The 18,639-nt window shown below is 56.5% G+C and carries 21 protein-coding genes; 17 read left to right on the top strand and 4 right to left on the bottom strand.

Annotation, left to right across the window (positions count from 1 at the left end):
* Positions 1–176 precede the first annotated feature (176 nt).
* The 8 genes from AC50YL_RS03340 to AC50YL_RS03305 all read left to right on the top strand — a co-directional run bounded on the left by AC50YL_RS03340 (position 177) and on the right by AC50YL_RS03305 (position 7,018).
* Positions 177–677 (top strand): YpuI family protein, encoded by a 501-nt coding sequence (locus AC50YL_RS03340; protein ID WP_494829279.1) that lies wholly within the window; start codon positions 177–179, stop codon positions 675–677.
* Positions 678–730: 53 nt separating this feature from the next.
* Entirely contained in the window at positions 731–943 is a 213-nt protein-coding gene (locus tag AC50YL_RS03335; RefSeq protein ID WP_494829278.1) for a DUF1540 domain-containing protein, read from the top strand.
* 6 nt (positions 944–949) lie between these two features.
* Complete coding sequence (locus AC50YL_RS03330) at positions 950–1,372, top strand: hypothetical protein (protein ID WP_494829276.1); 423 nt, start codon at positions 950–952, stop codon at positions 1,370–1,372.
* 150 nt (positions 1,373–1,522) lie between these two features.
* On the top strand, positions 1,523–2,221 hold the full coding sequence (locus tag AC50YL_RS03325) for a lytic transglycosylase domain-containing protein (protein ID WP_494829274.1): 699 nt from the start codon (positions 1,523–1,525) through the stop codon (positions 2,219–2,221).
* A 141-nt stretch (positions 2,222–2,362) separates the two neighbouring features.
* Complete coding sequence (locus AC50YL_RS03320; RefSeq protein ID WP_494829272.1) at positions 2,363–3,532, top strand: cysteine desulfurase family protein; 1,170 nt, start codon at positions 2,363–2,365, stop codon at positions 3,530–3,532.
* Positions 3,533–3,536: 4 nt separating this feature from the next.
* Positions 3,537–4,757 (top strand): tRNA uracil 4-sulfurtransferase ThiI, encoded by a 1,221-nt coding sequence (gene thiI, locus AC50YL_RS03315; RefSeq protein WP_494829271.1) that lies wholly within the window; start codon positions 3,537–3,539, stop codon positions 4,755–4,757.
* A 145-nt stretch (positions 4,758–4,902) separates the two neighbouring features.
* Entirely contained in the window at positions 4,903–5,502 is a 600-nt protein-coding gene (locus AC50YL_RS03310) for a TetR/AcrR family transcriptional regulator (protein WP_494829269.1), read from the top strand.
* A gap of 19 nt (positions 5,503–5,521) precedes the next feature.
* Positions 5,522–7,018: an MDR family MFS transporter gene (locus AC50YL_RS03305; RefSeq protein ID WP_494829267.1), complete on the top strand. Its 1,497-nt coding sequence runs from the start codon at positions 5,522–5,524 to the stop codon at positions 7,016–7,018.
* 93 nt (positions 7,019–7,111) lie between these two features.
* On the opposite strand, the gene AC50YL_RS03300 is transcribed toward AC50YL_RS03305, so the two are convergent.
* Positions 7,112–7,813, bottom strand: a complete 702-nt coding sequence (locus AC50YL_RS03300) for a TerC family protein (protein ID WP_494829265.1) — start codon at positions 7,811–7,813, stop codon at positions 7,112–7,114.
* A gap of 244 nt (positions 7,814–8,057) precedes the next feature.
* Between AC50YL_RS03300 and AC50YL_RS03295 the strand changes: the two genes are divergently transcribed.
* The 7 genes from AC50YL_RS03295 to AC50YL_RS03265 all read left to right on the top strand — a co-directional run bounded on the left by AC50YL_RS03295 (position 8,058) and on the right by AC50YL_RS03265 (position 13,493).
* Positions 8,058–8,729, top strand: a complete 672-nt coding sequence (locus AC50YL_RS03295; protein ID WP_494829263.1) for a TerC family protein — start codon at positions 8,058–8,060, stop codon at positions 8,727–8,729.
* 94 nt (positions 8,730–8,823) lie between these two features.
* Positions 8,824–9,306, top strand: coding sequence for a hypothetical protein (locus tag AC50YL_RS03290; RefSeq protein WP_161740997.1), 483 nt, complete (start codon positions 8,824–8,826; stop codon positions 9,304–9,306).
* 75 nt (positions 9,307–9,381) lie between these two features.
* Positions 9,382–11,223 carry a translational GTPase TypA gene (typA, locus tag AC50YL_RS03285; RefSeq protein WP_494829262.1) on the top strand — a complete coding sequence of 614 codons (1,842 nt, stop codon included), beginning with the start codon at positions 9,382–9,384 and terminating at the stop codon, positions 11,221–11,223.
* 139 nt (positions 11,224–11,362) lie between these two features.
* Positions 11,363–11,662: a YlaH-like family protein gene (locus AC50YL_RS03280; protein ID WP_161740993.1), complete on the top strand. Its 300-nt coding sequence runs from the start codon at positions 11,363–11,365 to the stop codon at positions 11,660–11,662.
* A 4-nt stretch (positions 11,663–11,666) separates the two neighbouring features.
* Complete coding sequence (locus tag AC50YL_RS03275) at positions 11,667–11,939, top strand: hypothetical protein (RefSeq protein WP_494829260.1); 273 nt, start codon at positions 11,667–11,669, stop codon at positions 11,937–11,939.
* A gap of 14 nt (positions 11,940–11,953) precedes the next feature.
* The gene (locus AC50YL_RS03270; RefSeq protein ID WP_494829258.1) at positions 11,954–12,961 is read left to right on the top strand and encodes an LCP family protein; all 1,008 of its coding nucleotides are present in this window, start codon (positions 11,954–11,956) and stop codon (positions 12,959–12,961) included.
* A gap of 79 nt (positions 12,962–13,040) precedes the next feature.
* The gene (locus tag AC50YL_RS03265; RefSeq protein WP_494829257.1) at positions 13,041–13,493 is read left to right on the top strand and encodes a PNPOx family protein; all 453 of its coding nucleotides are present in this window, start codon (positions 13,041–13,043) and stop codon (positions 13,491–13,493) included.
* A 63-nt stretch (positions 13,494–13,556) separates the two neighbouring features.
* Here the strand turns inward: AC50YL_RS03265 and AC50YL_RS03260 are convergent, their stop codons facing one another.
* Entirely contained in the window at positions 13,557–14,105 is a 549-nt protein-coding gene (locus AC50YL_RS03260) for a YhcN/YlaJ family sporulation lipoprotein (RefSeq protein WP_494829255.1), read from the bottom strand.
* A gap of 114 nt (positions 14,106–14,219) precedes the next feature.
* Between AC50YL_RS03260 and AC50YL_RS03255 the strand changes: the two genes are divergently transcribed.
* Entirely contained in the window at positions 14,220–15,551 is a 1,332-nt protein-coding gene (locus AC50YL_RS03255) for a PhoH family protein (RefSeq protein ID WP_494829254.1), read from the top strand.
* A 140-nt stretch (positions 15,552–15,691) separates the two neighbouring features.
* On the opposite strand, the gene AC50YL_RS03250 is transcribed toward AC50YL_RS03255, so the two are convergent.
* Entirely contained in the window at positions 15,692–16,054 is a 363-nt protein-coding gene (locus AC50YL_RS03250; protein WP_494829253.1) for a hypothetical protein, read from the bottom strand.
* Positions 16,055–16,204: 150 nt separating this feature from the next.
* On the opposite strand from AC50YL_RS03250, the gene AC50YL_RS03245 reads away from it, so the two are divergent.
* Complete coding sequence (locus tag AC50YL_RS03245) at positions 16,205–17,533, top strand: extracellular solute-binding protein (protein ID WP_494829251.1); 1,329 nt, start codon at positions 16,205–16,207, stop codon at positions 17,531–17,533.
* Here AC50YL_RS03245 and AC50YL_RS03240 read toward each other — a convergent pair.
* A complete protein-coding gene (locus AC50YL_RS03240) occupies positions 17,528–18,613 on the bottom strand; it encodes a coiled-coil domain-containing protein (RefSeq protein WP_494829250.1) in 1,086 nt (361 codons plus the stop codon). The genes AC50YL_RS03245 and AC50YL_RS03240 overlap by 6 nt on opposite strands.
* Positions 18,614–18,639: the final 26 nt, after the last annotated feature.

The raw sequence follows: 18,639 nt of genomic DNA, 5'->3' as shown, positions 1-18,639 counted from the left end.
CTGCAAGATGCGAAAGTCATGAAACCCAGCCATCTCTTCTTGGCTTTAGGGTGACGTGCGCCGGGCGAAAATATACGGCGGGCCGGATCAAGACGGAGTACCATCTATTCCAATTTTGTGGTACGATGTTGATGATTTAAGTACTGTTTGCGATGATGAAAGGGGATCTACCAATCATGCCTTCGACTAACGTCAAAGCGATTAGCGAATCTACACGAGAAAAATTAAAACTTGCCATCAGCCAACTGGAATCGTTTCTGAACGAAAACGCCGTACCCCAGCTCATTGCTGAAGACCAAGGAAACGACTCAGAGCTTTTCTATAAAGGATTGCTGTCCGATCTTCGTCATATGCTCGTGTTCTCCGAAGTGGCGTACGAGAAGCTTGGCGTTGCGCTAAGACGGCCTAATTTCGATACCGACTTCGCGGAGAGAGCGCTTTACGAAGTGTACCACCAATGCGTCAACGCGTTTTTCTATCCGAAGAACGAATGCTATTCCGAAGACGGCCGTTACGCGTACACGGGACAAGATGCCATCCGTTTCCGCAAGAAACCGGTTCGCGCTGGACGCGACATCGTCTTGTCCGTCTCCAAAGTGTTCGAGGAGCTTCGGGACGACCTGTCCTATTACGAAAGTGATTACATGACGCAGCGCCGCATGCAAGGGCAAAAATAAGGCAGACATAACTCACCCCCGGTACGGGCAACTTGATACCGGGGGTGATTTTTATGCCGAATGGCGTAAGCTGCAGCGTCGCGAACTGCTCCTTCTGGAAAGAGGGCAATGCGTGCGGCGCCGACACAATTCAGGTCGATATCGACCGCCATGCCGAGGTTGAATTCGGGTCCGAGTTTGCAGACGAAGGATTTGGCCACATGCATCAAGACAAAGCCGAGAACAGTGCGTCCACATGCTGCCATACCTTTAAAGCAAAGGAGTGAGGCCGAATGGAACGCGAAGGCGAACAGGATACACGGGAAAAATCGGAACACCGCTCTCATGACGATTCGGCGGCGAATCCGCTGTACCATCCCGACATGAAAGCTTATCATGAGGAATCGGCGGCCGAGATTGCCGTTCCGCCCGCATCGATGCGGGATTATTACCCGGACCAAACCAGCAACAAGCTGACGAACGATGCCGTTCGCAAGACGAAGTCCGCCGGCGTCGCGACAGGCTGGGCGGCCTTGATTTTGGCCGTGATGTCTTGGATCGTTTGGCCAATCATACTGGGCGCAACCGCGGTAGTGGTCGGCTTCATCGCATACTGGCAGGGCGCTCGCGGTTTCGGTATTACGTCGATCGTGCTCGGCATGATCGCGGTCGTGGCTTATCTGGTCCTCGTACCTCTTTATTATGCGGTAACTTGATGGTCGAGCCGGCGAACAATGCTTCGCCGGCTTTTCTTATCGGCTTCGACATGGGTCTAACGACTCACTGGCATAAAAGCGCGGCAAGTTGTAAAATAGTGTTAAACCTTGTCGAAACAAAGCGGAAAATGATGGAGGCGAACATACGAGATGAGCATTGATCCACGAATAATGAAATCGCTGCTTCAGCTTCAATTTCTGCCGAGCTTGGACTTGAACGGGAACGACAACGTATTGTCCGCGACATCCGGCACGGACGGCTCGTCGATGTTCGACTCGCTGCTCCAGCAATACATGGCCGGCGGATCGGGCAACGATCCCGCGACGGATGATCCGTCCGCGTATTCCGGCTTGCTGTCGTTCGGCGGCATGAACGCGCTTGCCCCTATGCTGGGCGCGATCGATGCCCAACCGGCGGATAGCGGCAGCGGTTCGGCCGACTACGAAGGGCTCATTCAACGGGCTGCCGCCAAATACGGCATCGATCCGACGCTGATCAAAGCCGTCATACATACGGAATCTTCCTATAACCCCAGCGCGGAATCCTCGGCCGGCGCCAAAGGGCTGATGCAGCTGATGGACGGAACCGCCCGCAGTCTCGGCGTGACGGATTCGTTCGATCCGCAGCAGAACATCGAGGGCGGGACCAAATTCCTTTCCTACCTGCTGGGCAAATACGGCGGCAACGAACAGGCCGCCTTGGCGGCTTACAACGCCGGTCCCGGCCGCGTAGACCGCGCCGGCATTCAGACGAACGGCGATTTTCAGGCGCTGATGGACCGGTTGCCGGAAGAGACGCAGCAATACGTTTCGAAAGTGCTGAACGCGCAAACCGGGTATTTGACATAGAGCAATGCGCAGGGTAATCGGAGATCGCGGAACAGGCTGAAACGGCAGCATCATATGCCGGCTTCGGTGCTCTTCCGTTGATCTCTTTTTCGTTTCTATGCGATACTAATAGGAAACGCGAACGCGAAAGGAAACACGAACATGCATTACTTCGATCACTGCGCTTCGACGCCGCCGCATGAAGAAGTCATTCGGACGATGGCCGAAATCATGGCCAAGCATTACGCGAACCCGTCTTCGCTTCACAGAGGCGGACAAGAGGCGAGAAACTTGCTGGAGCGGGCCAGAACGGTCGTCGCCGGATCGTTCGCGGGCACCGACGCCGCTGACTGGATATTCACCTCAGGCGGTACGGAGAGCAATAACATGGCGATCCTCGGCGCGGCCAGGAGCATGGCCAGAAAAGGCAAGCATCTGATTACGTCAGCCGTGGAGCATCCTTCCGTGTACGATACGTGCAAGCAATTGGAGCGGGAAGGATGGTCGGTTACGTACTTGCCGGCTAGCGGGACGGGCCTGGTAACCGCCGCAGACGTGGAGTCCGCGCTGACCGGGGATACGTCGTTCGTGAGCATTATGCACGTGAACAACGAAGTCGGATCGGTCATGCCGATCGCGGACATCGGCGTCATGCTGAAGCGGCATGGCAATATCGTTTTCCATGTCGACGGCGTGCAGAGCGTCGGCAAAGTGCCGGTCGATCTCGCGGGCAGCCGGATCGACCTCTTCTCGGCATCCGCCCATAAGGTAGGGGGGCCGAGGGGCGTCGGGCTGCTCTACATTCGTTCGGGCTTTCAGCTCGCCCCGGTATATAGCGGCGGCGGCCAGGAAAGGGACCTGCGACCCGGTACGGAAAACGTACCGGCGATCGTCGCCGCAGCCAAGGCGTTCAGGCTTGCGGTCGAAGGACAGCCGGCTAGGGCGAAGCGGATGCATGCGCTGAGGAAACGCCTGCTTGACTGCCTTGCGGGCATGCCCGAGCTCGCGGTCAACGGAAGCTTGGACAGCGGGATCGACGGACAGGCTGCTCCCAATATCCTGAATTTCTCCTACCCCGGCATGAAACCCGAGGTCATCGTCCATATGCTGGAGAAGCACGGCATACTGGCTTCCACCAAATCCGCCTGCTCGTCGAAGAGCGATGAGCCCAGCCGGGTGCTGCTGGCGATGGGGCTTTCCCGGGATAGGGCATCGAGCGGCATACGCATCAGCTTCGGGGACGAGCACGGGGATAAAGAGATCGAATGGCTTTGCGCAACGCTGGAAACGGTCGTGCAACAACTAAAACCGCTGGAACGAAAAGAGGGATGACGGCATGAATCCGGATATGATATTGATTCGTTTCGGCGAATTCACCATAAAAGGCAAGAACCGCGAGAGGTTCGACAAGCGGATGACGGAGCAAGTGAGAAAGGCGCTGTCGGCGTTTCCGCGCGCGGAAATCACCCGCGCCTACGGTCGCATCTATATCGTGCTGAACGGCGAATCTTACGAGGAGATGGCTCCCAAGCTGAAGGATATTTTCGGCATCGCTTCGTTCAGCCCGATCCGCAGGTCGGTGAGCGAGCTCGAAGCGATCAGGAGCGCCGCGCTCGACGTGATGCGCGCGCTGCCGAAGCAGCCGGAGACGTTCAAAGTGTCCGTGCGCCGCGTGGACAAGGAATTCCCGCATGATTCGCAGGAAATGAACCATTTGGTCGGCGGACATGTGCTGCGGGAGCTGCCGGGCCTTAAAGTGAACGTGCGCGAGCCCGAGGTCGAGCTCCGCGTCGAGATCCAGCCGGAGGGGACCTATGTCTTCAGCAGCGTCGTAACGGGCGCTGGCGGCTTCCCTTACGGCACGAACGGAAAGGCGCTGCTGCTGCTCTCCGGGGGCATAGACAGCCCCGTGGCCGGGTATTTGGCGATGCGGCAAGGTTTGGAGCTGGAGGCCGTCCATTATCACAGCTTCCCGTTCACGAGCGAGCAGGCGAAGGAGAAAGTGATCGAGCTGGTACGACGGCTGTCGCATTACACCGGGACTTCGATCAAGCTGCACCTCGTCTCGTTTACCGATATCCAAACCGCCATCGCGCAGAGCAACCACAATTCGCTCATCATTACGCTGATGCGGCGCTCCATGCTCCGCATCGCCGAGCGTCTGGCGGCGGAGCGCGAGGCGCTGGGCTTGGTAACGGGAGACAGCCTGGGCCAAGTCGCCAGCCAGACGCTGAGCAGCATGAACGTCATCGGCCGCACGACGGAGCTGCCGCTCCTAAGGCCGCTCGTGACGATGGACAAGAACGAGATCATCCGTATCGCCAGGAACATCGGTACGTACGAAACGTCCATTTTGCCGTTCGAGGACTGCTGCACCTTGTTCGTGCCGAAAAATCCGACGACGAATCCGAATCTCGGCGTCGTGGAGAAGGCTGAGGAAAGCATTGCTTCGCTCGAAGCGATGATCGAGCAGGCGGCCGCGACGACGGAAACGCTGACCATTACGCCGGATTGGCGAACCGCGGTCGAAACCGCTGGGCAAGACGACTGGTTTTAACTCGGATAGCGGGAGCCGCATGAACTCATCTTAAGGATGAGCGCATCGCGGCTCCTTTTCATTTGACAAGTGGGGGCGTGTCGGAGTATATTTTAAACATTGTTTAAATCATTGTTTAAAACATCGTTTAACGATACGGATCGGAGTGATTCCCTCGACGAAAGAAAAAATTCTCGCCGCCACTTTGGAGTTGATTAAAGCCGAAGGCCTCGACGGCGTTACGATTCGCAAGATCGCCGGACTGGCGGGCGCGAACGTGGCGCTCGTCAATTATTACTTCGGCTCGAAAGAAAAGCTGATCAGCGAAACGCTGAAGCTGCAGTTGCATTCGTTCCGTGCCGCGTTTTCCGTTTTTGACGAAACGGAGCTGCCTCCGCTCGCGCGGTTGAAGAAGTTCATGCTTTCCTACACGTCTTCGCTGCAGGAACATCCGGAGCTGATCAAACGGCTTCTCGGCCAGGAACATTTTTTTGAATCCCAGACGGAATATGCCGAGTTTCTCAAGGTCCAGGGATTCGAGAAGCTGGGCGCCACGTTGACGGAAATCATCGGACCGTCCAGCCGGGACACGATTCTGCTGGTGTTCCAGCAAATGTTCGCGGCGATTTTGTCGCCCATCATCAAGGCCAGCTTCGCGAACAAGCCCGAGAAGCTGGAAGCGCAAGGTTTTCAAATCACCGCTTCCGTGGAAGAGCAGATCGACTTCTTCCTGGATCATTATTTTAACAAATATGATGCTCGCTGAGCAGAAAGCAGAGGCACTTATGTCCGCTCGTACACAAACTTCACCGCAAAAGGGCGGCGGCGACGATTTTTCGCTCAAAGCCATCCTTCCTCCGCTGCTTGCGATTATCGTGGGCATGATCATGGTTATTCTCGACAGCACGGTCGTGAATAACGCGATTCCGAAGCTCGTCGAATATTTCGATACGGATCTCAAGACCATCCAATGGACGGTCACCGGTTATACGCTGGCATTATCCGCGGTTATTCCGCTTGCAGGTTGGCTAACCGATAAATTCGGTTCCAAGCAAATTTTCCTGCTCACGATCGCTTTGTTCACGATCGGTTCGGTCTTGTGCGGCATCGCGCAAACGCCGGAGCAGCTCATCCTGTTCCGCGTTATTCAAGGCTTGGGCGGCGGTATGGTCGCTCCGATCGGGATGGCGATGGTATTCAAACTCGCGCCGGCCGAGCGTCGCGGCTCCATCATGGGCATGCTCGGGATTCCGATGCTCATGGCGCCGGCATTCGGTCCGGTTCTCTCCGGTTGGCTGGTCGATTCCGTCAGCTGGCACTGGATCTTCATCATCAACTTGCCGATCGGCATCATCGCCTTCATCTTAGGTATCAGATTTTTGCCGAAGACGGTTCGCCAGACGGCGCCTCATCTGGACGTCATCGGCATGTGTTTGGCTCCGATCGCGTTTGCCATGCTGGCTTACGGCGTGAGCGAGGGCGGCACGAGCTGGTCTTCGACGTCCACGATTACGGGTCTGGCCGTCGGCGGCGTCGCGCTGATCGCATTCATCTTCGTCGAGCTGAGACAGAAGCAGCCGCTTCTGGAACTGAAGGTGTTCAAATCATCCGACTTTACGCGCAGCATCATTTTGACCTGGATCGTGCAGCTCGCTTTGTTCGGCGCCATGCTGATCGTGCCGCTTTACTTGCAGGGCGTCAAAGGCTATTCGGCGCTGGAGACTGGCTGGATTTTGATGCCGCAAGCGCTGTGCGCGGGGATCGGCATGCCGATCAGCGGCCGCTTGTTCGATAAAATCGGCGCGAGGCCGCTTGCTTTCTGCGGACTTGCCGCTGTATCCGTTGCGCTGTACATCCTTTCCGGCGTATCGGTCGACACCAGCCTTGGGCTGATTATCTTCTCGATCTGCTTGATGGGGCTCGGCATGGGCTTCTCGATGATGCCGCTCAACACGCATGTGTTGAACTCGGCGCCAAGGCGTCTGGTCAGCCGCGTGACGCCGCTCACCACGGCGGCGCAGCAAGTCGTCGTATCGTTCGCCGTCGCCGGTCTGACGGGCTACCTGACGTCGCAGATCACTTCCCACTCGGCAGATGCTGCAGCGGACGCCAATCCGCTGACGGCCGTAGTCGCCGGATACGGGGATACGTTCTTCCTGTCCGCGTGCATCGCGACCGTCGGCGTTATCCTGTCCTTGATCCTTCGCAAGCCGAAGATGAAACCCGAGGATCAAACCGTCGGCGGGGAACAACCCGATGCGGCGATGATGATGGGTCACTAAAGCCCGATCGCATCCTTGGAATCGCTAAAAAAGAACGCCCTCCGCGCGGAGGGCGTTCTTTTTTATGAACGGGATTTATTTTGGACAAATGGATTAATGGGCTTCGCCGCTTTTCTCCATCCGCGACGTTTTGCCGCGCATGACGTTTTTGCGGAGACCGAAAGCGATGACGGCCACGACGACCAGGATCATGAATGCCCATTCGAAAGCGGGGCTGCTATTGAAAACATCTTCAAGCCGCTTCTCGTGCGTGATCATTTTGGCGGCGGTATAGGCGATAACGGCGGAACCGATGTACACGATCCAAGGATAGCGGCCGATGATCTTGATGAACAAGGTGCTGCCCCAGACGACGATCGGAATGCTGATGATCAACCCCAGGACGACGAGCAGAATGCTTCCGTGCCCCGCTCCGGCTACGGCGATGACATTGTCGATGCCCATTGCGGCATCCGCGATGATGATGGTGCGAATGGACTGCCACAACGTGTTGCCGGCTTGTATGTCGCCGTGATCCCCCGAATCCACGAGCAGCTTGTAGGCGATCCATAGCAGCAGGACGCCCCCTGCGACCATCAGCCATGGCACTTGGAGGAGGTAGACGACCAGTACCGTCGCAACGGCACGTATCCCGACCGCGCCGACCGTGCCCCAGATGACGGCTTTCTTCTGCTGCTCTTTCGGCAGCTTTCTTGCCGCGAGGCCGATGACGATCGCATTGTCGCCGGCGAGGATCAGATCGATAAAGACAATCGTCACGAGTGCGGTAAGAAATTCAAGCGAGAAAAATTCCATGTTTGGTTCAACACCCTTTCTGATTGCGAGAAACCTGACTTTCTCGTTATACGGACGCCGGAAGAAAAAGATTCAAAAATTCGCAAACATAAGCTGTCCAACTGGGACATACCGTTCATAGACGGGACCTTTCTAAGATGAAAAAGCTTCGGTTTTGCCGTCCCGTCGACCCGAGCGTGTATTTCAAAGCAAGAAAATGGCGACGACCCGATCGTTCCCGTTTCTTCGCAGGAGGCGAACCAAAATGGACAGCTTAATCGTATTCCTTCAAATCATGTTCATCAACGTGCTGTTAAGCGGCGATAATGCCGTCGTCATAGCGTTGGCAAGCCAGCAGCTGCCGCCGTCGCAGCGGCGCAAAGCGGTGCTGTGGGGCGCCGTGGCCGCGGTCGGGCTGCGCTGCGCGCTCACGCTGATCGCCTTGTCCTTGCTGCAGGTGCCTTATCTGCAGGCTGCCGGGAGCGTGCTTTTGTTCATAATCGCCGTTAAGCTCATCATGGACGCCTCGGATCACGCCCAGGAATTCCACGCCATGCGCAAAGTCGGTTCGCTCGCCGCCGCCGTGCGGACCATCGTCATCGCGGATTTTATCATGAGCCTCGATAACGTGCTTGCCATCGCGGCCGTCGCGCAGGGCGAGCCAGTGCTTATTATGCTCGGCATCTTGCTCAGTATCCCGATGATCATATGGGGCAGCCAGCTCCTCAGCAACATGCTGCGCAAGTTTCCTACGTTGGTATATATCGGGGGCGGCCTGCTCGGTTACGCGTCTGGAGAGATGCTCGTCCATGATCCGGCTATCCACCGGATATTGGCGGAAAACGCGGCCGTGCTGACGAAGGCGCTCCCCCTCTTTTTCGTGCCGCTGGTCATCATTGTGGCCTTGCTGCGAATAAAAAAGGGGCGTAACCTATAATTTTCAGTAATTTGCACTACTTTCACTGGTTTTTTGCCTGCCGTTCCATTACACTAGTAATGTTAAAAAAGTGTCGAGAGAAAGGAAATCAGGCATGTCGAAAAATCAATACACCGTCGGATTGCTTTTTTTGATCGCCGGCGCTGTGATTTTGCTCGGAAAATTGGGGCTGTTTGCGTTTATCGGCACAAACTTCTGGCCGCTTTTTCTGTTGATACCCGGCATTTTGCTGCACGTGCTGTTTTTCGGACGATTATTGCCTCCGTTCGTATTGATTCCCGGAGCGATTTTGACGATTAACGCCTTTATTTTTTTCTTTTGCATGGCGCTTGGGTGGGGCAAGATGCATTATGTATGGCCTTTTATCATCCTCAGCGTTGCTGCCGGATTGTACGAATATCACCTCTTCGACACGTACCGTCCGAAGTTTCCGCTGACGCTCGCGATCGTCCTTGCGCTCGCGGCGGTTGCGTTTTTCATCATCATGCTAGTTTGGGGTTGGGGGTTGTACGTCATTGCCGTCTTCCTGATCGCAGTCGGCGCATGGCTGGTCGTCGGGCGGAAAGCCCGTTGGTAAGGAAGCAAAGGTTTGACAAGTTTCAGAATGTTCGAAAGAAAACAGACTAAATAAAAAGTGGAGTGGATAACTTACATGCAAGCCAGAGAGAACCTTAGAAATATCGCCATCATCGCGCACGTCGACCACGGTAAAACTACGCTCGTTGACAAACTGCTCCAGCAATCCGGAACGTTCCGCGACAATGAAACGGTCCAAGAGCGCGCCATGGATTCCAACGATTTGGAGCGGGAACGCGGCATTACGATTTTGGCGAAGAACACGGCCGTCAATTACAAGGATTACCTGATTAACATCGTGGATACGCCGGGACATGCCGACTTCGGCGGAGAAGTGGAACGCATCATGAAAATGGTCGACGGCGTGTTGCTGGTCGTCGACGCGTTCGAAGGCTGCATGCCGCAAACGAAATTCGTGCTGCGCAAAGCGCTGGAAAGCAAATTGACGCCGATCGTCGTCCTGAACAAGATCGACCGTCCGAACGCAAGTCCGGAGCAAGTCGTCGACGAGGTGCTGGATCTGTTTATCGAGTTGGGCGCGAGCGACGAGCAGCTGGAATTCCCGGTCGTCTACGCATCCGCGTTGATGGGCACGGCAAGCCTGAACTTGGAAAAGCAGGACGAGAACATGCAGGCGCTCTACGAAACGATCGTCGAGCATATTCCCGCGCCGACTGAAAGCGTTGAAGAACCGCTGCAATTCCTCGTGACCTTGCTCGATTATAACGAATACCTCGGCCGTATCGCGGTCGGACGCGTCAACCGCGGCAAGATCCGCCAAGGCCAGTCCGTGGCGGTCATTAACCGCGAGGGCGTAACGAAGCAAGCCCGCATCGAGAAGTTGTTCGGCTTCCAAGGTCTGAAGCGGATTGAAGTCGAGGAAGCAGGCGCGGGCGATATCGTCGCGATCGCGGGCATCCGCGAGATCAATATCGGCGAGACGATCGCCGATCCGACGAACCCCGAAGCCTTGCCGGTTCTGAAGATCGACGAGCCGACGCTGCAAATGACGTTCCTGGTCAACAATAGCCCGTTCGCGGGACGCGAAGGCAAATGGGTCACCTCCCGTAAGCTTCGCGAGCGTTTGTTCAAAGAATTGGAGACCGACGTCGCGCTTCGCGTTGACGAGACCGACAGCCCGGACGCGTTTGTCGTATCCGGCCGCGGCGAGCTTCACCTCGGCATCCTGATCGAGAACATGCGCCGTGAAGGCTTCGAGATGCAAGTATCCAAGCCTGAAGTTATCGTCAAAGAAATCGACGGCGTCAAGAGCGAGCCGTACGAGCGCCTGCTTATCGACGTCCCCGAAGAAAACATGGGTGCAGTCATGGAGAGCTTGGGATCGCGCAAAGCCGAAATGGTCAACATGGTCAACAACGGCAACGGTCAAGTTCGTATCGAGTTCATCATTCCCGCGCGCGGCCTGATCGGCTACCGCACGAACTTCCTGACGCTCACGCGCGGTTACGGCATCATGAACCATGCCTTCGACAGCTATGGTCCGCTCGCAGGATCCTCCGTCGGCGGCCGTCATCAAGGCGTATTGATCTCCAGCGAGACCGGCGTAACGACGTTCTACGGCATGCTCGGCGTGGAAGACCGCGGACTGCTGTTCCTGGAACCCGCTACGGATGTATATGAAGGCATGATCGTCGGCGAGCATAACCGCGATAGCGACATCATCGTGAACATCTGCAAAGAAAAAGCGCTGACGAACGTTCGTTCCTCGGGTAAAGACGATACCGTCCGTTTGAAAACGCCGGTGCTGTTCTCCTTGGAGCAGGCGCTGGAATATTTGAACGACGACGAGTACTGCGAAGTAACGCCGAAATCGATCCGCCTGCGCAAGAAGCTCTTGAACAAGAGCGAGCGCGAACGCGCGGAGAAACAACGCAAAACCGCCCAAGCAGGCGTGTAAGCTAGTACCGAAGCGCCAATGACGAAGACTTGACGGAGGCAGGGCAGCGGATTTCCCGAAAGGGATCTTCGTTGCCCTGCCGTTTGCGTCAAGGGCGGCAATATGCTATGTATATAGAAGATAAGGAGGTAGAGACAGGATGCAAAACTGGCTTCATGATCATCCCATCCTAACGTATATTCTGATTCTTGCGTTCACCATTTACATTTTCAATGCGGTGTTCCGCGCGCAGAAAAGGTTGCCGATCCTGAAAGAAATCCTGGTTCACGTTATCATGGCCATCGGCGCTTTCGTGTTGTTCGTTCTTCAGTACGACGAACTGCCGATCATCCAATGCATGGCGGTCGCCGTCTTCATGATGCTGTTGCTGCGGGGCAGACAGCTCTACGACAGAATCAAAGCCAAACGCGGCAGAAGATCCGACGCGGAAGGGGTCTGACGGAGTGCGCCTGGAGGATGCCTTGTTCAACTGGCTGCAAATTCAGTTGGTCGCCGAAGACAGATCCCAAGACCGCGCCGCCGCGGACACCCGTGATTTTTTCCTCGAGATCCTGACGGAAGATCACGGCGTCTCCAACCTGCTCATTCATAAGACGGACGATACGATGATCCATCTGAAGTATGACAAGGATGGCCGCTCGAAGCTGCAGATGTATCCGCGCGAAGCCGCGGAGCAGCTGCTGGCCGACATCAACGAGAATCCGAAATACAACTGACGAAGGTGGAAAACATGTCAAGGAAGGCTACGCACGCCGTTCGACCGAAAAAAAAGAAAAACTACTGGCCGCGCCGCATCATGGTTCTCTTTCTCCTCGTGCTGGTCGGAGTCGCCGGCTACCTGGGCTACTTGGTATATGTTTCCAAAAATGCACTGAAAGACATCACGACGGATGCCGATCCGAGCGTCGTCGTGGCTCCCGAGGATTCCGTGAAGGTCAAACCGGTCGCGCTCATGCTGCTGGGCATGGATTCGCGGGAGCAGACGCAGACGCTCAATACGGACGTCATGATGATCGCGGCGCTTAACCCGAAGACGAAGTCCGCGGTGGTCGTCTCGATACCGCGCGATTCCAGAATCGCCTTGAGCGGTTATAAGATCCGCAAGGCGAATGCGTATTATGCGAATTTCCTGGCGTTGGAGCATCGCGAAGGGTTAAAGGACAAAGTAGCCGAGCAGCAGGCGAAGGTCGATCTGCGCAAGATGTTCGGCAAATTTTTCGATATCCCGATCGACTATACCGCGACGATTAACTTCCAAGGGTTCTCGGATGTCGTCGACGCGATCGGCGGCGTCGAGGTCGACGTCGATATGGACATGCATTACGTCGACAAGGCGGACGGCACCGATATCGATTTGACCAAAGGCCATCAGAAACTGAATGGCGACGACGCGCTCGATTTCGTCCGCTACCGCAAATCCAACGACGGGAAGAACATGTCCAGCGACTTCGACCGCAATCGCCGCGAAAGCCAAGTGCTCGGCCAGATCGCGGATAAGCTGAAATCGTTGTCCGGCGTGCCGAAGATCGCCGGCGTCATCAAGGCGGTCGGCAACAACCTAAGAATGGACATCCCGACGGGTGAAGTCGAAAACCTGCTGAAGACCTACTACGGCATCAGCGCCGGCGATATCACGTTCATGCCGCTCGAGGGCGAATGGAAAAGTCCGTACGTCTATTTGGACGATGCCAAGCTCCAAGCCGCGAAGGATGCGCTTGACGCAAAACTGGCTGAATGACGGTGGAAGAGCAATCGGGGCTATGCTATAATGGGTGCATCGGAGCATTCATGACACTGTAGCAAGGAGGGCATGCGGATTGACCGAACCCGTCACAGTACTCTCTGACCATTTGTATGGCGCGCTGAACCGAGAACCGTTCGTTCTTCTGCACACTATCGACGCGGACAGCGGATCCCCGACGTCCAGCGCAATCTCGTGGATTTATGCGGTCAACCGCACCACGCTGCGATTCGCGATCGACGGCCGTTCTCTCCTATCGGTGAACATGGCTTCGAAAGCCGAAGTAAGCGTGACGTTGTTTGCGCCGGGAACCGTTCAAACGATCTACGGCACGGCACGGCTCGTCACGGAAGCATTGGAAGCAGTACCCTTCAAGCTCGTCTGTTACGACATTGACATCGCGGATGTCCGCGATGCGATGTTTTACGGCGCGCGCTTGTCCGCTAAACCGGAATATGAGAAAACGTATGATCAAAGAGCCGCGGATAAACTCGATGTACAAGTGTTTGCGGCCATGAGAAAAGCCTAGTGAAATTTCACTAGGCTTTTTCTGTTCTTATACGGCTTCTCGTGGAAAGGAAAGCTTGGCGGTTTACGGTTTATGATCGAGCTTTTGTTTGGCCTGGGTCGTCGGTTCGGCCTTCATGGGCTGCACGTCGCGGGGGATCTGCGGGACGATCCGTCCGATAATGTCCGCCATCTCTTCGCCGAAGCCGGCGATCGGGCGGCCTCGCCGAATATCCGCTCCGAGCTCGGTAAGCCGGTGCGAGAGGTCGATATCGGCGGTCACGATGGCGTTAATGCCGTAGGGATCCTTGCGAAGCGCTTCCGCGACGGCGTACTTGATCGTGCCGACGCGCGAGCGGTCTACGTTGCCGGCCACGTCGATGCCGACGACCGCCGTATTTTTGAACACGACGCAGTGCGCGCCCTTGACGCCCGGCACGCCTCGCGCCAAATCCTCCAAATGCGCGGAGACCTGCTTGGGATTGCTGATGGTTTTCTTCTGCGGGGCGCTCTGCTGCGCGCGAACGCGGTTATCATTCTGCGGAGAGGGTGATGTCTCATTGCGGGCGACGGTATTGCAACCAGCTGCCAGCAAACAAAGGAGCATAGCGGGAACAACCAGCCAATTCCTCATATTCGCCACCTAACCTTTCTAAAGTCTGCCTCTTTTGATCAAGCCTAGTTTGCCTTAAAGCGGGGTTCGCTATGTACGCCTTTGAACGAAATTCCAACGCCAGGAGGGCTCACGATGAAAAAAATATTCGTGCTCGACACCAATGTATTGCTCCATGATCCGCAAGCGATCTTTGCCTTTGATGACAACGAGGTCATTATCCCGGCGGTGGTGTTGGAAGAAATCGACTCGAAGAAAAGGCTCGCGGACGAGTTGGGCCGAAACGCAAGGCATGTGTCCCGTTTGCTCGATCATCTGAGGGAGAACGGACATTTGCACGAAGGCATCGTGTTCGAAAACGGAGGCGTGCTCAAGGTGGAACTCAACCACCGGAGCTTCATCCGAGTGCAGGAGATGTTCGGCGAGATGTCCAACGATAACCGCATTCTCGCGGTTGCGTTGAATTACCATCTGGAAGAGCAGGAGAAAGGGGAGGCTCGGCCGGTCAGCATCGTCAGCAAAGACGTGCTCGTGCGGATTAAGGCCGACGTGCTCGGCATCGACGCGCAGGATTATTTGTCCGACCAAGTCGTGGCGCCGTCCGAGGTCTACGCGGGCTATCTGACGTTAAAGGTGCATCCTGCCGTCATCGACGAATTTTATACCTACCGGTTTCTGACGATCAAAAACTTGGGGCTTAGCACGCGGCTTCATCCCAATGAATTCATTATCCTGCGGGATGAGATGGGTACCTCGAAATCGGCGCTCTTGAAAGTCAGTCAGGACGGCGCGAGACTGGAGCCGCTTTACTTAAGCAACGATCCCGTATGGGGCATTACCGCCCGCAACGCGCAGCAGCGGATGGCGCTGGAGCTGCTGCTGAACGACGACGTGCCGCTAGTGACCCTAACAGGCAAGGCGGGAACGGGCAAGACGCTCCTGGCGCTAGCGGCGGGACTGATGAAGGTCGAGGATGAGCACAAATACAAAAAGCTGCTGATCGCGAGGCCCGTCGTGCCGATGGGCAAGGATATCGGGTATTTACCGGGCGAGAAAGAAGAGAAGCTGCGTCCATGGATGCAGCCGATTTACGATAATTTGGAGTTTCTGTTCGATACGAAGAAGTCGGGCGACATCGATAAAATCCTGATGGGACTCGGCAGCATTCAGGTCGAAGCGCTCACGTACATTCGGGGACGTTCCATTCCGGGGCAGTTCATCATCGTCGACGAAGCGCAGAACCTGACCCGCCACGAGGTGAAAACGATCGTGTCCCGCGTCGGGGAAGGCAGCAAAATCGTGCTGATGGGCGATCCGGAGCAAATCGACCATCCGTATCTCGATTCCATCAGCAACGGGCTCACGCATATCGTGGAACGCTTCAAGCAGGAGGGCGTCAGCGGGCACATGACGCTGGAGAAAGGCGAGCGTTCCAAGCTCGCCCAACTGGCGGCGGATTTGCTTTAATCGGCGGACGTCCGGACGAGGCCGAACGAACAGCGGTAAGCGCGGGCGATGCCCGCCATAAGTTCTACCTGATGACGGTCGACGGCAAGCAGGCGTCGGCCGTCGTCTTGCTTATTTACGGCGATGGCATGCTCGCCTGCCTATTCCAGCGCAGGCTCGAGCTCCGACGACCCGTCAGCGGCGGCCAGGCTCACGATCGCGGCAAGCTGAAGGTCAAGGAAACGGTTATGACCGTGAGCGGTCAAGCCATAATCCGAGAATACCCGGTCATTCGTCTGCCAGTCTTCTTCTAGCCGCAGCCATATTCCCCGTTCGCAGCCGACATCGTAATTAGCGGCCACGCGTTCGATCTCCGCGCAGTCTTCCGGTCCGCCTGCGAACAGCGTCGCGTCATGGCGATCGATCAGCGTTACGGCATCGACTATCCCTTCGATGATTCGGGCGCACTCTTCCGGCAGCGCATTCCCCGGCATGAGCAGGTCAAGGCCATAAACGGTCTTCATCGCAACCTTCTCCTTCGTTTTGGCGTCTAACAGCTAGTTTGATGGATAACGGCAAGGGACGCAATAATCCCGGCAAGCAATTGGTTAGCGACAAAAAAGCGCTTTCTTGCTACAATGAAAGTTAGCTTGAAAACGGTGAGGAGGGATGAGGTGTCACGCAGAAAAGCGGTTATTCTGCTGCTGAGCGTCTTTACCTTTTTCGCGGCTTTGCTCGTATCGACGATCGGCAAGCCAGGATCGCCCATAACGCCGTCAGGCGGCGGGACGCCTTCCAGCCAGCTGCCGCAGGTCGAGGACGGCGACGATCAAGAGCATGTCACGTTAACCATTGCCGTATCGATGGACGATGCGGAATATAAATATTGGATTAAAAGCAACGAACGGTATTTGCTCACCCATCCGCGCATGTCGATCAACCTGACGAACATCGGCGACGAAGACGCCGACGAAGCCCGCAAAAACGCGTCCGAAGCGGGGGAGCCCTTCGATATCATGCTGCTCGACAACGACCGCGTGCGCGAGTTCGCCATGTTGGGCTACCTGCTGCCGGTTGACGAGATCGTAACGGGAGACACGGCCGCGGACCAATTGGAAGCGTTAACAGAAATGGTCAAATGGAACGGTTCGCTTTGGGGCGTGCCGGTAGACAGCAATCCGTTGCTGAACGTATGGTCGAAGAAGCTGCTCAAAGACGGAGGAGCCGACGGACCGCCGAAGGATCTGGCGGCATTCAAGGCGCTCGCGGCCGCACTGGCGGCCGTCAAACCGGGAGGGGTAAGCCCGTTCAATCTCAATACGGCCGATACCCGGGACATGTCCGCCTGGCTCGGATTATTTTCCGAGAATGCGTCATCCGCGGCGGATTTATCGCCGTTTACCGCGAGTCAGAAGGAGCAGCTCCGCTTTGCGGCAGAGCATGCGAAGGAGCTGTCCCGCTTCGACCCGCTCACGCAGCGCAGCGAGCTGATGCAGGCTTTCCGTTCCGAGTCCCTGCTCAGCGCGGTTATTCCATGGTCGGTTTATTTCCGGATGACGAACGAAGAGCGCGGATTGCTTGCGATCGGAGCCGCGAACGGACCGATCGTGCGCAGCGACGGCCGCAGCTTCGTGCTGACCGCGGAAACGGACAAGCTGCCCGAAGCGCGGGAGTGGATTCAAGACATGACCGCCTCGAATGAGCAACTGGACCGTTATCGCACGTTCGGCCGGCTTCCGGCGCGCATCTCCGTCATGACGGGCGAGTTCGAATACAACGAAATCGCGAATCGTCCCCCGCATTATCTGGTGCGCATGCTGCAAGCCGCGGCTGCTGCGCCCAATCCGCCATGGCGCGAGCGCTGGGAACGCTGGTCGGCGCTCTGCGCTTCGATCGGCGCCAACGGGACGCCGTTCTCGCCGGCTGCGGCCGACCGGATAATCGCCGCCTGGAACGGGGAGCCGGCGACGCCGGAAAAAAACGGCGCAGAAGCGCCGTCATAGGCTGATCGATAGTTTGATGATCAAGTCGTTGCCCTTGACTTCAACGGACTTCGCTTTGAGGAAGGAGACGATTTCGGAAGGATAGAATCCGAGATCGAACTGCCGCTCGAGCTGCGCGCGCGTCGTGTCGGGCAGCGCCAAACCGTTGAAGATCAATTCGTCGACGTGGAAGAGGATGGAGCCGTTCGATTCCAGCGAGTAGTGCCCGGACAACTCCACCTCGAGATCGTCGCGTTTACCGGTGATGACCACTTTGTCCTGTTCGAAGGCAAAGGCGAAGTTGTCGAAGATGTCGTTCTGCGCGCGCAGGAATTCGTTCAGCTTATCGTCTGGAATCGTCAGCGTATAGTTGAAACCGTCGATTTCGAGCAGGTCCTTGTTGTTCTCCACCCAAGCCGGGATTTGTCCCATCGCTTTGGACAACGCTTTGAAATAGCGGTTGACCTCGACGAGGCCTACATTTTGCCAGTAATTCGTATACTCGGCAATCATCGCCCGCAGCTTATCCGCGTCGGACCGGCTGTCCAAGGCGGCATCCACGTCCTGCTGCAGCGCGACGACCCGCTCGCGCTGCTTCTTCAACCGGGTCTCCACCTCGTCCAACTGCGAGGACTGGGCATTCAGGGCGGCCACGCTCTTCTTGAGCGCCTGGTAGTGATTCTTGTAATCGTTTAAGGTGATCTTGTCGGATGCGAATATTTGATCGAAAAAGTCCAAAACGGCCAACAGACCGGATAAATTGCGGGTCGACAGCAGCGCCGTGATCAAGACGTCCCGTTCGCCGGTATAATAGGCGCGGATGACCTTCCCGGCATCCTCGCGCTTCTGGGCGATCGCGGCTTCCTGCTTGTCCAGCGCGGCCTGGGAGGAGGCCAGTTTCGCTTTGACGTCGGATTGCTCCGTTTGGATGCGCCCGATTTCCTTATCGATTTCCACGACGGAGAGGCTCTTCTCGAGCACGTTTCGCGTATCCTCGTCGACCGGCGCCGCGGGCTCGGCCAGCGCCGGGTAGACCATCAGCCAGCTTGCCAGCGCGAGCATGGCGAATGCGGCGATCCGTCGGCGTATCGTTCCTTGCACGGACCGTCCTCCTTTCAGGCGATTTT

It is taken from the genome of Paenibacillus sp. J22P277, assembly GCF_059383675.1.
The sequence above is the reverse complement of the archived record's forward strand: the minus strand, read 5'-3'. Positions and strand labels throughout refer to the sequence as shown.